This window comes from Streptomyces sp. IBSBF 2435 (genome assembly GCF_036815005.1).
Taxonomy (GTDB): Bacteria; Actinomycetota; Actinomycetes; order Streptomycetales; family Streptomycetaceae; genus Actinacidiphila.
Map to the genome: position 1 here is coordinate 13,440 of NZ_JAJSYW010000187.1, position 14,271 is coordinate 27,710.

General features: G+C 71.6%; 13 protein-coding genes and 1 pseudogene. 3 read left to right on the forward strand and 11 right to left on the reverse strand.

The window, feature by feature from the left end:
- The first annotated feature begins 321 nt into the window (after positions 1-321).
- Positions 322-2,538 carry a transketolase gene (gene tkt / locus V7E46_RS27665; protein WP_333770960.1) on the forward strand — a complete coding sequence of 739 codons (2,217 nt, stop codon included), beginning with the start codon at positions 322-324 and terminating at the stop codon, positions 2,536-2,538.
- 340 nt (positions 2,539-2,878) lie between these two features.
- Here the strand turns inward: tkt and V7E46_RS27670 are convergent, their stop codons facing one another.
- The 4 genes and pseudogenes from V7E46_RS27670 to tal all read right to left on the reverse strand — a co-directional run.
- On the reverse strand, positions 2,879-3,925 hold the full coding sequence (locus tag V7E46_RS27670) for an iron-containing redox enzyme family protein (protein ID WP_333770961.1): 1,047 nt from the start codon (positions 3,923-3,925) through the stop codon (positions 2,879-2,881).
- Entirely contained in the window at positions 3,922-4,173 is a 252-nt protein-coding gene (locus V7E46_RS27675; RefSeq protein ID WP_333770962.1) for a CDGSH iron-sulfur domain-containing protein, read from the reverse strand. The genes V7E46_RS27670 and V7E46_RS27675 overlap by 4 nt, the downstream gene beginning before the upstream one ends.
- Entirely contained in the window at positions 4,157-4,831 is a 675-nt protein-coding gene (locus tag V7E46_RS27680; RefSeq protein WP_333770963.1) for a HemK2/MTQ2 family protein methyltransferase, read from the reverse strand. The genes V7E46_RS27675 and V7E46_RS27680 overlap by 17 nt, the downstream gene beginning before the upstream one ends.
- Before the next feature lie 683 nt (positions 4,832-5,514).
- Positions 5,515-6,660 (reverse strand): annotated as a pseudogene (tal, locus tag V7E46_RS27685) (transaldolase); the annotation flags it as partial.
- Positions 6,661-6,922: 262 nt separating this feature from the next.
- Between tal and V7E46_RS27690 the strand changes: the two are divergent.
- Positions 6,923-7,171 (forward strand): DUF2945 domain-containing protein, encoded by a 249-nt coding sequence (locus tag V7E46_RS27690; RefSeq protein ID WP_333770964.1) that lies wholly within the window; start codon positions 6,923-6,925, stop codon positions 7,169-7,171.
- Here the strand turns inward: V7E46_RS27690 and V7E46_RS27695 are convergent.
- Both V7E46_RS27695 and V7E46_RS27700 read right to left on the reverse strand, forming a co-directional pair.
- A complete protein-coding gene (locus V7E46_RS27695; protein WP_333770965.1) occupies positions 7,120-7,419 on the reverse strand; it encodes a hypothetical protein in 300 nt (99 codons plus the stop codon). The two genes, V7E46_RS27690 and V7E46_RS27695, sit on opposite strands and share 52 nt — an antisense overlap.
- A gap of 60 nt (positions 7,420-7,479) precedes the next feature.
- Positions 7,480-7,797, reverse strand: coding sequence for a hypothetical protein (locus V7E46_RS27700; RefSeq protein ID WP_333770966.1), 318 nt, complete (start codon positions 7,795-7,797; stop codon positions 7,480-7,482).
- A gap of 354 nt (positions 7,798-8,151) precedes the next feature.
- Between V7E46_RS27700 and V7E46_RS27705 the strand changes: the two genes are divergently transcribed.
- Positions 8,152-8,646, forward strand: a complete 495-nt coding sequence (locus V7E46_RS27705; RefSeq protein WP_333770967.1) for a hypothetical protein — start codon at positions 8,152-8,154, stop codon at positions 8,644-8,646.
- A gap of 52 nt (positions 8,647-8,698) precedes the next feature.
- Here V7E46_RS27705 and V7E46_RS27710 read toward each other — a convergent pair whose 3' ends face one another.
- From V7E46_RS27710 to V7E46_RS27730, 5 genes are all read right to left on the reverse strand, one after another.
- On the reverse strand, positions 8,699-9,685 hold the full coding sequence (locus V7E46_RS27710; RefSeq protein ID WP_333770968.1) for an ABC transporter substrate-binding protein: 987 nt from the start codon (positions 9,683-9,685) through the stop codon (positions 8,699-8,701).
- A 234-nt stretch (positions 9,686-9,919) separates the two neighbouring features.
- The gene (locus tag V7E46_RS27715) at positions 9,920-10,588 is read right to left on the reverse strand and encodes an ABC transporter permease (RefSeq protein WP_333770969.1); all 669 of its coding nucleotides are present in this window, start codon (positions 10,586-10,588) and stop codon (positions 9,920-9,922) included.
- On the reverse strand, positions 10,585-11,307 hold the full coding sequence (locus tag V7E46_RS27720) for an ABC transporter permease (RefSeq protein WP_333770971.1): 723 nt from the start codon (positions 11,305-11,307) through the stop codon (positions 10,585-10,587). Before V7E46_RS27720 ends, V7E46_RS27715 begins: the two co-directional genes overlap by 4 nt.
- Positions 11,304-12,470, reverse strand: coding sequence for an ABC transporter ATP-binding protein (locus tag V7E46_RS27725; RefSeq protein WP_333770972.1), 1,167 nt, complete (start codon positions 12,468-12,470; stop codon positions 11,304-11,306). The genes V7E46_RS27720 and V7E46_RS27725 overlap by 4 nt, the downstream gene beginning before the upstream one ends.
- Before the next feature lie 108 nt (positions 12,471-12,578).
- On the reverse strand, positions 12,579-14,135 hold the full coding sequence (locus tag V7E46_RS27730) for an MFS transporter (RefSeq protein WP_333770973.1): 1,557 nt from the start codon (positions 14,133-14,135) through the stop codon (positions 12,579-12,581).
- Between the last annotated feature and the right edge of the window lie 136 nt (positions 14,136-14,271).

Consider the following 14,271-nt stretch of genomic DNA (forward strand, 5'->3'; position numbering starts at 1 on the left):
CTGTGGCCGGGGAGAGAGTGAGGCGGATGAAAGCGGGGAGGCGCACTGTGCCGGTACCGCCGCTGATTCGTCCGTCCGCGCCGGGCGAGCAGCCTCCCCGGCGGGCTCGGTTCCGCGCTGGGCGGCATCGCACCAGTGAGAGGACAGGCCGGGTCCCCGGGCGCTGGAGTACCTCGACGACCCACCGGGCGGGCCCGAGGAAACGCAGGTCGCGGGGCCCGACCGCCGCACAGGCGCACTTCGAACGGAAGGCGGCAGTACGGGATCGCGATGCGCCTGATTCTCCATGTCCGCACATCGGCTTGACGAAGGAGCACCACCATGGCGAATGAGCAGTTCGGCAGCACGGCGCGGCGCGACACGTCCCTGGCGCTCCCGGTGGCGGAGCGGGCCGGTTGGGACGAGGTCGATGTACGGGCGGTGGACACGGTGCGGCTGCTGGCGGCCGATGCGGTGCAGAAGGTCGGCAACGGTCATCCGGGCACGGCGATGAGCCTGGCCCCGCTGGCGTACCTGCTGTTCCAGAACGTCATGCGGCACGACCCGGCCGATGACCGGTGGCTGGGACGGGACCGGTTCGTGCTGTCCTGCGGTCATTCCAGCCTGACCCTCTACATCCAGCTCTACCTGGCCGGCTTCGGCCTGGAGCTGTCGGACCTGGAGGCGTACCGGACCTGGGACTCGGCCACGCCCGGGCACCCGGAGCACCGTCACACCCGCGGGGTGGAGATCACCACCGGGCCGCTGGGACAGGGCCTGGCCAGCGCGGTGGGGATGGCGATGGCGGCACGGCGCGAACGCGGGCTGCTGGACCCCGACGCGGAGCCGGGCACCAGCCCCTTCGACCACCACGTCTACGTGATCGCCTCCGACGGCGACCTGATGGAGGGCGTCACCAGTGAGGCCGCCTCCCTGGCCGGCCACCAGGAACTCGGCGGCCTGACCGTCATCTACGACTCCAACCACATCTCGATCGAGGACGACACCGACGTCTCCTTCAGCGAGGACGTCCCCGCCCGCTTCGCCGCCTACGGCTGGCACGTGCAGACCGTCGACTGGACGCGCACCGGGACGTACGTCGAGGACGTCGACGCGCTCCTGGAGGCCGCCCGGGCGGCCCGCGAGGAGACCGGCCGCCCTTCGCTGATCATGCTGCGGACCTTGATCGGCTGGCCGGCCCCCACCAAGCAGAACACCGGCAAGGCACACGGCTCCGCGCTGGGCGAGGACGAGGTCGCCGCCACGAAGAAGCTGCTGGGCTTCGACCCCGCGGCGCACTTCACCGTCGAGGACGAGGTGCTCACCCGCACCCGGCGGGCCGTCGACCGCGGCCGGCAGGCGCACGCCGCGTGGGACGAGACGTTCGCGGCCTGGCAGAAGGCCAACCCCGAGCGCGCCGCGTTGCTGGACCGGCTGCAGAACCAGAAGCTGCCCGACGGCTGGGCCGACGCCCTGCCCGTCTTCCCCGCCGACGACAAGGGCATGGCCACCCGGGCCGCCTCCGGCAAGGTCCTCACCGCACTGGCGCCGGTCCTCCCGGAGCTGTGGGGCGGCTCGGCCGACCTGGCCGGGAGCAACAACACCACCATGGACGGCGAGCCCTCCTTCGTTCCCGCCGACCGCCAGACCAAGGACTGGAAGGGCGGCCCCTACGGGCGCACCCTGCACTTCGGCATCCGCGAGCACGCCATGGGCGCGATCCTCAACGGCATCGCCCTGCAGAGCCTGACCCGCCCCTACGGCGGCACCTTTCTGACCTTCTCCGACTACATGCGCCCCGCCGTACGCCTGGCGGCCCTGATGCAGCTGCCCGCCACCTACATCTGGACCCACGACTCCATCGGCCTGGGCGAGGACGGCCCCACCCACCAACCCGTCGAACACCTCGCCGCCCTGCGCGCCATCCCCGGCCTCGACGTGGTCCGCCCGGCCGACGCCAACGAGACCACCGCCTGCTGGCAGACCATCCTCGAACACGGCGACCGGCCCGCCGGCCTGATCCTGTCCCGGCAGAACCTGCCGGTCCTGGACCGGGCCAACGGCGCGTACGCCCCTGCCCGGAGAGCGGCCCGCGGCGGATACGTCCTCGCGGACACAGCCGACGGCACGGAGCCCGCGGTGATCCTTGTCGCCACCGGCTCCGAAGTCCAGATCGCCCTGGACGCCCGCGCATTGCTGGCAGCCGAGGACCTGGCGGTACGGGTGGTCTCGATGCCGTGCCGGGAATGGTTCGCCGCCCAGCCCCGCGACTACCAGGACGAGGTCCTGCCGCCGGCGGTACGCGCCCGGGTCAGTGTCGAAGCCGCGGTCGGGCAGGGCTGGCGCGACGTGGTCGGCGACGCCGGACGCATCGTCAGCCTGGAACACTACGGCGCTTCCGCCGACTACCAGCGCCTCTACACCGAGTTCGGCATCACCCCCGAAGCGGTTGCCGAGGCCGCCCGCGACAGCATCCACGACACCCGGCAGGCACTGCGCCCCGGCGGCCACCAGCAGACCTCCGCCCCCGTCGGCGGCGGCACCGGCGATCGCCCTTAGGACATGTACGGCCGGATCTCCGCGACGCCGCGGAGATCCGGACGACACGCCCTGGTCTTCCGGACGGTCAGGTGCGGGGCGGCGGCGTCCAGGCGGACGGCCTCCCGGGAGGCCGGCGCAGGACCTCGTTGATCGGGGCACGGCTCACGCCGTCGCCGACCGGAGCACCCTCAGCGGGGAGGAGCCGAGGCCCCCGCACGACGCCGTCGGCCGCCCCCGGACTTCGCCAAGGCCTGTGGGTCCGCTGGATGCGGGTACCCGTGACCGGTGGCCGCGATGCACACCCGGGCGGCGGGCGGATTCACCTGACCGGCCGTCTCCGACCGTGGGGCGGCCGTGTTCACGGACCGGCGGGACGCGGTACGGCTGGCTCCAAGGGGACCCGCAGGGCCGAGCGGCCGTCCCGCCAGGCACTCAGCAGGAGCGCGCCCAGCGCGTCTTCGAGCAGGCCGGTGGCCTGGATGCCGAAGGCCACCTCGGTGTCCAGCGCGGGTTCGGCCGCCAGCAGCGGTTCGATGACCTCATGGCGGACGACCTGCTCGTGGACGGCGTCGGCCTCCACGTGCTCGGCGTAGAAACGTTCGGCGGCCGGTCCGGCGCCGGTCCGGCGCATCGCTTTGGCGAGCCGCCGGGAACCGGGCGAGGAGGTGATCTCCACCGCGGCGAAATGTCCGACGAGGGCGCCGCGCAGAGCGCGGTGCAGCCCGAACAGGGACATCACATTGACCGTGCACAGCGCCTGCGCCGGTGCGGCGTCGAGATAGCGGCCGTACGCGTGGTCGAGGCCGAGGTCGTCCATCAGGTCCGCGAAGAGGCGGGCGTGGATGTTCTCGGCGCGTCCGGCGCCGAACTCGTCGAACTCCACCGCCACCATCGCGGCCTTTGCCCGGCCGTGCAGCCGGGGGATGACCCAGGCATGCGGATCGGCCTCCTTGAGGTGGTACAGCGAGCGCAGCGCCGCGTATTCGCGGACCTGCCAGAGCAGACCCTCGCTCGCCAGGTAGTGGCTCACACCGGTGCCGTCGTCGGCGGCCGGCTCGACCAGGATGCCGGCCAGCGCGTCGTGCGCGCCGGCGGCCTGCGGCACTTCGGCTCGCAGCGCGTCCAGGAAGCGGGCTTCCAGTGCTCCACGCAGCCGCAACAGGTCGGGGTCCCACTCGCGGTCGTCGCCGACGCCCGCGAAGCCCTGGTAGTGCAGTTCGTACAGCACGTAGAGCGCCAGTTGGAGGTCGCCGCCGCAGGCATCGGCTTCTGCCACGGCCCGCGGCGGCACGACGGGTGCGCGGCTGTCCCGCAGGGCCGACAGCACGGCGCCCGAAAGAGTCCCCCGGGCAGCCGGCAGCGCGGGGCTGGTATCACGCGATTCGAGGTAGGCCGCCGTGCTCATGACGCGTCACCCGGGTCCTGGGCGGTGCCCGCGTCCGCCGGGATCGCGGACGGCGGAACGGTGTGTGCGCGGTGGCTGGTGTCGCACCACGGGTAGGTCCGGCTGCGGCGGCAGGTGCACACGGCCACCACGAACCGCGTGGAGGTGGCGGACACACCGTCGTCGCCGGTGACGGTCACGGGCCCTTCCACCAGGAGCGGACCCTGGCGTTCGAGGCGGATGCGGCGGGGTTCAGCTTCGTCGCGCACGGATGACCACCAGCTCCTCTTTGTCCTGGCTGTCGGCCATCAGCCCTTGCCCGCGCAGCCACGGCAGGCGGGAGCGCAGCACCGGGCCCAGGGGGACGAGTTCCCGGTCGATGATCTCCGCGTCGAGGCCCGCCCGGGCGAGGACGGCTATCGAGGCGTCGGAGCCGCACATCGCCGAGTGGACCATCAGGAAGGTTCCGCCAGGGCGCAGTACAAGTCCCGCGGTCGCGCAGACCCTGTCGACGACGGCCCGGCCGTCTGTTCCGCCGTCCCACGCGCGGGCCTTGCCGCGCAGCGGCGGCAGGGCGGCGGGCGTCGGCACGTAAGGCGGGTTGCTGACCACCATGTCGTAATCTCCCGCGACGAAAGCGGACAGATCGCAGCGCCGGACCGTGACACGGCTGCGGTAGAGCGCGGCGTTCACCCGGGCGCACAGCACCGCCCTGCGTGAGATGTCCACCGCCGTGACCCGGGCGCCCTGCCGGGCGGCCTGCACCGCCAGCGCCCCGCTGCCGGTCCCGAGCTCCAGCACATGAGTTCCGGGGCCGAGGTTCTCCCGGCCGACCGACCGCATGAGCAGGTGCGTGTCGTGCTGGGGAACGTAGACGCCCGGCACGGTCAGCATCCTCCGCGGCCTGGTCAGGGCTGGTACGGCCATGGCCGCCTCCCGTCCTGGGGTCGACGCCGATTGTCGGTCCTGCGTCCAGCGTGGATCGCGGGCGGGCAAACCGCCATTCAGACGACTACGGACGGTGACCGTAGAGCCTTCCCGCCCCGCGGGGGCCGGAGCGGAGGGATCGATCACGCGGACGCCCGGGCGGAGGGGAGAACGCGGGCGGCCGCGGCGAGACGCAGCCGCTCCAGCGCGTCGGACTGGTGTTCGGCGCGCTCCAGAAGGGTGTCGAGGTGCTCGGGGTAGAGCCGGGTGTCGGTCTCGGCCAGGGCCCGCAAGGACCGCCAGCATGCCGCTTTCCCCTGGACGCCCAGCAGCATGGACTCCAGCTCCAGCAGGTCGCTGAGCGGGGACCGGGAGAAGAGGTGGCCATTGGGCTTGAGGCGCCCCGCCTTTTCCGCGAGCCAGCCGAGCGCGACCTTGGAGTGGTCGGCGGACACGTCCAGGTCGGTCATGACCTGGATCAGCGAGTCGCGGTCCTGCTCGACCTGCCGGGCCAGTTCGGCCAGCGTCGCGGCGTCGTCCTGGCCCTTGCGGTTCTGTGCGGCCCGGCGGAACAGCTCCTGGCCCGCCGTTGCGCCGGACAGGTGGTCGTTGAGGTAGATCGCCAACAGGCCGGCGTCGTCCGGCGTGCTCTTCGGTGATTCGCCTGGCTGCTGCCTCCCCGGTTCGGCACCCGCTGAGGAGCTGTGCATCTCGCGGTCCACGGAGGCCCCGAGGTCGGTCCAGCTGTCCTCGAACTTGGCCAGTCCTTCGCGTTCGAGGGCGTCGGTGACATCCGCGAAGTCGACACCGGCCCGCTCCAGGGCCGCGAAGTGGGCTGCCGCAGCGGCGTATCCGTCGGGTGCCGGCGCGTGCGCGGGAAGGGTTCCGTGGTCGGCGAACGCCGCCAAGGTGGTGCCGGGCATGGTATTGACGGTGCCGGCGATGACCAGCTCGCTGACGTACAGGGTGTCTGGGTAGGCCGGGTTCTTGACGCCGGTGGACGCCCACAGGGGCCGTTGCGGGTGGGCTCCGGCCGCGGCGAGCGCCTGCCAGCGGGGCCCGGCGGTCATCTCCTCGTAGGCCTGGTGGGCCAGCCGGGCGTTGGCGACCGCGGCTTTGCCCCTGAGGTCCAGTGCCTCGGGGGTGCCGAGGGCGTCGAGCCGGGCGTCCACCTCGGTGTCGACCCGGGAGACGAAGAACGAGGCCACGGAATGGATGCCGGCGAGGTCGTGGCCCGCGGCCGCGGCCTGCTCCAGCCCGGTGAGGTAGGCGTCCATCACCGCGCGGTAGCGGTCGAGGGAGAAGATCAGCGTGACGTTGACGCTGATGCCCTCGGCGATCGTGGCGGTGATCGCGGGCAGTCCCTCCTCGGTGGCCGGGATCTTGACCAGGAGGTTCGGTCGGTCGACGGCGTTCCAGAGCTTGCGGGCCTGGTCGGTGGTGGCGCCGGTGTCCCGGGCCAGGCGGGGGTCGACCTCGATCGAGACCCTTCCGTCGACCCCGCCGGTGCGCTGGTGGACCGGGGCGAAGAGTTCGCAGCCGTCCCGCACGTCATCGGTGGTCAGGGCGAAGACGGCGTCGTCGACACTCGTGCCTTCGCCGCCCAGCCGGCGAAGCTGCTCGGTGTAACGGTCCCCTTTGGACAGCGCGGAGGCGAAGATCGTGGGATTCGTCGTGACCCCCACCACGTGTCGCTCCGCGATCAGCCTGCTCAGCTCGCCGCCGGCGAGCAGCTCGCGCGACAAGTCGTCCAGCCAGACCGACACCCCGGCTGCGGACAGTCCGGCGAGCGGCTCGGACACGGGTGAGGACGCGGATGAAACGGACACCTGAAACCTCCACAGTGGGTACGGCGCCGACCGGTGCACGCAGTGCGTGCCCTCCGGACGCTCTCCGGTGAAAGCCCCGAGAACGCGCGCTGAGCGAAAGGGCGGACCTGCCGGCGCCTGCCGGGCCTCCCGGCCGGACAGGATCCCGTCCGCCCCTCCAGGCGGCGCCCATCTCCGCCGAGCGTCAGGCAGCCCTGATGACTGACGCCTGTCCCCATCGGTCCGTCGTATCCGCACATGGACGTAAAACTTCCTGCGCACGATGTCGGAGGTGCGGCGCACGGTAGGCTCCTGCCCGCGCTACGGCAAGCTCACCGGCTGCGGGCGCGCCGCCGGCCGGCCGGCCGACGCCTCACCGCAGGAACCGCAGTACGAGGTGCGGAGCGAGAAGTCCGGCGGTACCGCCGTCCACAAGCCGCAGGCCCTTCCGGCCCTATCGGCCCAGGCCGGCCGCTCGGGTCAGCAGAACCAGCCGTTCTGCACCCACCCGCGGCGGTTGATGTCTCCGTAGGCGAAGCCGTAGACCCAGGAGCCGTCGAGCTGCTCGACCAGGAAGGTCTGGCCATGGACGAGGGTGCCCGTCCAGGCGCCGAGGGGCTGGGTGCGGACGTAGAGGCTGTCCGCGCAGACGGTTTCGCGGACGCCGACCGTGCCGTTGGCGGCCTGGGCCGGGGCGGCGGTCGCGGCCAGGGCCGAGGCGGCGAGCGCGGTGGCGGCGGCGGCCACCGCGAGGGCGCGGGCGGGGAAGGTACGCGGCATGGACGACTCCCTGGTCGGTGCGGTGCCGGAGGTGGAAGTGCGGGGGAGCGGCCGGCGGGCCTACCAGGAGTCGTAGCCGCCGATGCACTCGATCCGCACGTAACCCCAGTCGTTGGGGCCGTAGTCGAAGGTGGCGGCCCACCCGTTGTAGACGGGGTGCGCGCCGGGCGTGTGGCCGATCTTCTTGCCGTACGTGAGGGTGCGCACGAGGCCGACGGGTCCGCTCGCACTGTCGTAGTTGGCGTAGAAGCTGGCGGACTGGCAGGTGATGATCGCGTGCTCGGGCGGCACATCGGCCTGCGCGGACGGCACCAGCGCGAGGACGGCGGGCAGGACGAGCGCGGAAACGGCGGTGAGCGTACGACGGCGTGGTGTCATGTCACGTCCCGGAGGGTGGGAGGGCTGCCGGATACTACGCGCGTCAACGGTACGGGCTGTGACGCGACCCTGACAACAGTGCGGGCCTCCGGCACCCCACGTACCGTCAACTGGCGCAACCAGTACCGCCGTTCGTACCGTCTATCGGGACGACAGGGATCGGGAGGAGACGTGGCGGACACCGACACGGACGCGGACACGGCAGGCGACGACGAAAGTGCGGGCGAGGGCAGAGGTCGCCGACCTCAAGGTCACGCCCACGGTCAGGGGCAGGGCAAAAAAGGCCAAGGCCACGGCGGAACCGGAGGCGCACGTGACGGCGGCGGCACGACCCTCCCCGTCATCCGGCCCGACGTGGCCGGACTCGCGCGGCAGCACCACCTCGGCGAGCACCGGGCGACCGTCGTGCTCGGCGGCGGCGACATCGGCTGCGTGGCCGTCGTCGCGGCGTTCGGCCTGCTGCCGCCCGGCATCGGCCTGCTGATCGGCCCGTACGCCACGCTCGGCACCACCATCGGCGCCGTCCTGCTGGCGCTGGCCGTCGCCGTGCCCGTGCTGGCCTTCCGCTACGAGAGCCACCGCGCCGAACGGATACCCCGCCTGCACGTCTTCGAGGGCGGCCTGGTTCTCACCCACCCGGGCACCCACCGCACCGCTGTCCACCCCTGGCGCGACCTCCGCACGGCCGAGCGCACCAGATTCGTCACCGTCGGCCAGGCCGGTACGCCCCGCACCGTCCACCGCCTCGAACTGCACGTCCGCGGCGGCCCGTTGCTCTGCTCCGTGGGCGGCGTGCACGACACCGCGCTGATCCGGCGGCTTGCCGCGGCAGGCGGCGCGCAGGTCTGACGCGGCGCGGGGCCGGTCGGCACCGACCGGCCCCGCGTGCGCGTGCGCGGGCTCAGCCGAGGCCGACCGACTTCAACCAGGCCTGGGCGACGGCGAGCGGGTCCTTCTTCTGGTTCTGCACCTGGTCGTCCAGGGCGAGCAGCGCCGTGGTGTCGAGCTTGGCCGACACCGCGTTGAGCGCGGCCACACCTGCGGCCGACAGGCCGGTCTTGGACACCAGGGGCTGGACGTTCGCGAAGCCGAACAGCTTCTTCGGGTCCTGGAGGACCACGAACTTCTCCCGCGCCACCGACGCGTCGGTGCTGAACACGTCCGCCGCCTGGACGTTGTTGCTCTTCAGCGCGGCCACCGTCAGCGGACCGCCCGCGTCGAGCGGCTTGTACGACTCGGGCACCAGGCCGTACTGCGATTTCAGGCCGATCAGGCCCTGCTGCCGGTTCTGGAATTCCGGCGAGCCGCCGAAGACGATCTCGGAGCCGACCTTCGCCAGGTCGGCGATGGTCGACTGGGACGTCAGATGGTATTTCGCGGCGGTCGCCGCGTTGATCGTGACGGAATCCTTGTCCTCGGCCGTCGCCGGGTCGAGCATGGTCAGCTTCGGGTCGAGCTTCGCCTCGATCGCGGTGGTGGCGGCCTCCACCGTGGTGGGCGCCGCGGTCTTGTCCAGATACGCCAGCAGAGAGCCGTTGAATTCCGGCAGCACCGTCAGGGAGCCGTTCTTGACCAGACCGTAGGTGATCTCCCGGGTGCCGATGTCCGGCTTGTAGCTGACCTTGATCCCCTTGGACTTGAGGGCCTCCCCGTAGACATCCATGAGCACGATGCTCTCGGGGAAGTTGTTCGACCCGACGACCACGGTGTCGGCCTTGGCCGGCGGGGCGGCCAGCGGGTCCTTGGGCTTTCCGCCGGACGAGGACGAGGAGTCGGAGGACGACGAGCAGCCCGCGAGCAGCGCCGCGGCCGTGGCGGCGGCGATCACGACCGCCGCCCCCTTGAGGTGTCGAGGGCCGGTTGTGGTGCTCTTCGTCTGTGAAATCACAATTCCCGCTTCCGGGGCTGAGGGTTCGGATGGCGCTCGATCGGATGGCGCTCAGGTGTTATCGGAACATCGGTTCCGTACATCAACTGATCCAATCCAGCGGGCTCAAACCGAGTCAAGGCCACCATGGTCACCGATTGGCATCGATGGCCTCCGGCCGCGAAATGCGGTGTTCATGTCCCACGGGTACGCCGGATACCGCCCGGGCGGGCGGTATCCGGCGTAGCGTACGGGTCAGCGGCCGCCCCGCACTCCGGGGGAGACGACCAGTCGGCCGATCAGCCAGAACACCGCGATCATGGACAGCGCCAGACCCGCGATCAGGGTCGCGCCGCCCACCACGGTCTCGTAGTTGCGCTGGTAGAGCCCGTCGATGATGTAGCGTCCGAGGCCGCCGAGCGCGACGGTCGCCGCGATGGCGGCGGTCGAGACCACCTGGATCGCCGCGGACCGCAGCCCGCTGAGGATCAGCGGCAGCGCGACGGGCAGTTCGACCTGGAAGAGCACCGCGACAGGACCCATGCCCATACCGCGGGCCGCGTCGACCGGCGACGGGTCGACGGCGCGCATCGCCTCGTAGGTGGTCACCAGGATCGGCGGTATCGCGAGCGCGACCAGCGGGATCATCACCGGGGTGAGGCCGAAGCCCATCCAGAAGAACATCAGCGCCAGCAGCCCGTAACTCGGCAGCGCCCGGCCCGCGGTGGCGATCAGCGCCAGCGCGTTGCCGCCGCGGCCGGTGTGGCCGGTGACCAGGCCCACCGGCAGCGCGACGGCCGCCGCGATGCCGAGCGCCATGAACGAATACTGCAGATGTTCGAGCACCCGGCGCGGGATGCCGTCGTAGCCGTGCCAGTGCGCGCTGTCCCGGAAGAAGTCGCTGATGAATTGGAGGATGCTCATGCGGCGTCCTCCAGCGCGGGCCGGGCCGTGGGCTCGGCCGCCGCGGTCCTGGCCGCCTTGCGGGCCGCCCGGCCGCCGCGCGGCATCCACGGGGTGAGCGCGACACGCAGCAACACCAGCGCGATGTCCAGCAGGACGGCCAGCGCCGCGGTGGTGACCACGGAATTCACCGCGAGGTTCGTGCGGTGGTAGAGGCTGGCGTCCTGCAGCAGATTGCCCAGCGCGCCCTGGTTGCCGATCAGCGCGCCGACGCTGACCAGGCTGATGCCGGACGCGACGGCGACCCGGAGCCCGGCGACGATCGCCGGTACCGCGATGGGCAGTTGGACCTTCAGATAGCGCTGCACCGGGCCGATGCCCATGGCGGTCGCCGCCGACAGGGTCTCCTGCGGCACCGATCTGACGCCGTCGACGATGGCCGGCACCAGCACCACCAGGCTGTAGACGGTCAGCGGGATCATCACGGTGGTCCTGGTCGCCCCGGTGTAGTCGATGAGGAACACGAAGAAGGCCAGCGACGGGATCGCGTACAGCACGGTCGTGACCCACAGCACCGGCGGGTACAGCCAGGAGAAGCGGACGCACAGCTGGCCCAGCGGCAGTGCCACCGCGAGGCCGATCGCCACCGGTATCAGCGCCTCCTGGAGGTGTACGCCGACCAGGCCGAGATAGGAGTGCTGGAGGTCGCTGGGGATGTCGAAGAAGCCCGCGCCGCTCATGTGGCCGCCCCGGCCTTGGTGACCGGACCCCGGTCGGCGCCGCCGCCGTCCCGCTGCTCGGCGTGCGCGCTGCGGATGGCGGCGCCGATCGCCTCCTGCGAGACGACCCCGGCCACCTTCCCCTCGCCGTCCACGGCGACCGCCCACCCGGTGGGGGAGAGCACCGCGCAGTCCAGCGCGTCCCGCAGCGACTCGCGCCCGGCCACGAACGGCCGCCCGTACGGCAGCAGCCGGCCCGCCGTGACGCGGTCCGCGCCGTCCGCCGCGTCCTGCGGTGTCACCCAGCCGAGCGGCTTGCCGCCGGTGTCGGTGAGCAGCAGATACGGTGTTCCGGCCGCGGCGCCGCGCGCCACGTGACCCGCGTTCGCGTCCACGGGCACGACCGGGTCCATGGTGAGCCGGAGACCGTCGGAGGTGAAGAACGACAGCCGCCTGATGCCCCGGTCGGTGCCGAGGAAGTCCTCGACGAAGGTGTCGGCGGGGGAGCTGAGCAGCTCGTCGGGCGGTGCGAACTGGGCCAGCCGGCCGCCGGTCCGCATCACCGCGATCATGTCGCCGATTCTGATCGCCTCGTCGATGTCGTGGGTGACGAAGACGATGGTCTTGCCCAGCTCCTGCTGGATGCGCAGCAGTTCGCCCTGCAGGCTCTTGCGGACGATCGGGTCGACCGCCGAGAACGGCTCGTCCATCAGCAGCACCGGCGGATCGGCGGCGAGCGCCCTGGCCACCCCGACGCGCTGCTGCTGCCCGCCGGAGAGCTGGTACGGATAGCGCTTGGCGAGCGTCGTGTCGAGACCGACCCGCTCCATCAGCTCGGTGGCCCGCTCCCTGGCCTTGCGGCGGTCCCAGCCGAGCATGCGCGGGACGGTGGCGATGTTGTCCACGATGGTGCGGTGCTGGAAGAGGCCGGCGTTCTGGATGACGTAGCCCATCGACCGGCGCAGCGCGTTGACCGGCTGCTCCCTGATGTCCGAGCCGTCCAGCAGGATGCGGCCGGACGTCGGCTCGACCATCCGGTTGATCATGCGCAGGGTGGTGGTCTTCCCGCATCCCGACGGCCCCACCAGTACGGTGATCGAGCCGTCAGGGATCTCCAGCGACAGGTCGTCGACCGCTGTCGTGCCGTCGGGGTATCGCTTCGTAACGGAATCTATGTCTATCAAGTGCCGAGTACCCCTCGGGATCGGGCATGGACGGCCTGTCTCCGGTCACCTTCGAACAGGCCGGTGCCTGGAGAGTTTAGACCGCTGCCCTGGCCGGCGGTCGTGGACTCAGCGCGTGGTCGGCTCCGGCCGTTCGCCCTCGGCCTCGGCCGGTTCGGGCTGGAGTCCCGGCTGAAGGCCGAGGAAAGCCACCACCGCGGCCAGTGCCATGACCCCGGCCATGCAGGACAGCACGGTGCGGGTGGCCTCGGCGAAATCCCCCCGAACGAAGGACGGGATCGCACTCCCGCCGCTCTGCGCGGTCGAGTTCGCCTGCGCCAGGTGCCGGGCCTGGTCGGCGGCCCGCGGGGCCGGCACCCCGCGGTCGATCAGCGACTGCCTCAGACGGCTGCGGAACACGGTGACCGAGATGGTGCCGAGCACCGCGAGTCCCAGCGAGGCTGCGTAGTTGCGTACGGTCTGCGTGATGCCGGTGGCCTCGCCGTACGACAGCCGGGAGGCGCGGTTGACCGCGTCGGTGCTGGCCGGGGTGAGCATCATGCCCATGCCGGCGCCGGCCAGCACCACCGTCCAGACCTGGTCGGAGAAGTCCAGGTCGGTCACTCTGGCCGCCCACAGCGCGAAGCCCACCGCGGACAGCGCGCAGCCGAGCACCACCGGGCGCTTGGCGCCGTCCCTGTCCAGCATCCGCCCGCCGATCTGCGAGGCGATGACGAAGCCGACGAAGAAGCAGAGCAGGTACTCGCCCGCCTCCGAGGCGGTCTTGCCGAGCGAGATCTGCGCGTACTCGCTGATGAAGAAGAAGACCGGGATGAAGGTGAGCATGGCGATGCCGAGCACGGCGTTCTCGGTGCGGAAGGCCCGGATACGGAAGATCCGCACCTGCATCAGCGGTTCACCGGTCCGCAGTTCGACCAGGACGAAGGCGGCCAGCAGCAGCACCCCGGCGGCGATCGTCAGACCGATGCCGGGATTGCGCCAGCCCCAGATCTCGGCCTGCTGGAAGCCGAACACGCTGAGCGTCACCCCCGCGGCGATCAGCGCCAGGCCCCGGTAGTCCATCCGGGCCGGCCGGTGCTCGGTGACCGGTTCGGACAGCGAGATCAGCACCAGGGCGACCACCGCGACGGGGATGTTCACCCAGAAGATGGCCCGCCAGGTCCATTCGGTGAGGTAGCCGCCGAGGATCGGCCCGATCGCGGTGAGCCCGCCGGCGATGCCGAAGAAGAGGGCCAGCGCCCGGCCGCGCTCGCGCAGCGCGAAGGTCTGCACGACGATGCCGAGCGCGGCGGGGAACATCATGGCGCCGCCCACGCCCTGCACCGCCCGGAAGATCACGATCCAGGCCTGCGCGACGCCGCCCTTCGGAGTGAGGCCGCACAGCAGCGACGCGCTCGCGAAGACCAGTACCCCGATCACCACCACCTTGCGGTGCCCTGCGGTGTCGGCCAGCCGGCCGCCGTAGGCGAAGAAGGCGGCCAGTGTCAGCAGGTAGGCGTTGACCGCCCATTGCACGCCGGTGTTGGACAGCCCCAGCTCGCGCTGGATGTCGGGGACCGCGATGGACACGATGGTCTGGTCGATGAAGGTCATCGAGACCGCGAAGATCATCGCCGCCAGTACGAGATTCCGCGATCTCCCACCGGTCCCCGCAGTGGTGGTCATGGCTCTCCTCGCGCTGGTGGCGGCCACGCCCGCCACCGGGCGCGGGCGTGAATGCCACCACGTTCTGCCAGCGGCGCCCGTCGCGCCACGCGACGGGCGGGCGGGTCACCCGGATGCCCCACCCGGGTGACCCGCC

Bases quoted from the DNA above. Each gene is read 5' to 3' on its own strand.
- V7E46_RS27700 (WP_333770966.1), bottom strand. From the start codon at position 7,797: ATGACACCACGCCGTCGTACGCTCACCGCCGTTTCCGCGCTCGTCCTG.
- V7E46_RS27680 (WP_333770963.1), bottom strand. From the start codon at position 4,831: ATGGCCGTACCAGCCCTGACCAGGCCGCGGAGGATGCTGACCGTGCCG.
- V7E46_RS27715 (WP_333770969.1), bottom strand. From the start codon at position 10,588: ATGAGCATCCTCCAATTCATCAGCGACTTCTTCCGGGACAGCGCGCAC.
- tkt (WP_333770960.1), top strand. From the start codon at position 322: ATGGCGAATGAGCAGTTCGGCAGCACGGCGCGGCGCGACACGTCCCTG.
- V7E46_RS27695 (WP_333770965.1), bottom strand. From the start codon at position 7,419: ATGCCGCGTACCTTCCCCGCCCGCGCCCTCGCGGTGGCCGCCGCCGCC.
- V7E46_RS27720 (WP_333770971.1), bottom strand. From the start codon at position 11,307: ATGAGCGGCGCGGGCTTCTTCGACATCCCCAGCGACCTCCAGCACTCC.
- V7E46_RS27730 (WP_333770973.1), bottom strand. From the start codon at position 14,135: ATGACCACCACTGCGGGGACCGGTGGGAGATCGCGGAATCTCGTACTG.
- V7E46_RS27670 (WP_333770961.1), bottom strand. From the start codon at position 3,925: ATGAGCACGGCGGCCTACCTCGAATCGCGTGATACCAGCCCCGCGCTG.
- V7E46_RS27690 (WP_333770964.1), top strand. From the start codon at position 6,923: ATGTCGGAGGTGCGGCGCACGGTAGGCTCCTGCCCGCGCTACGGCAAG.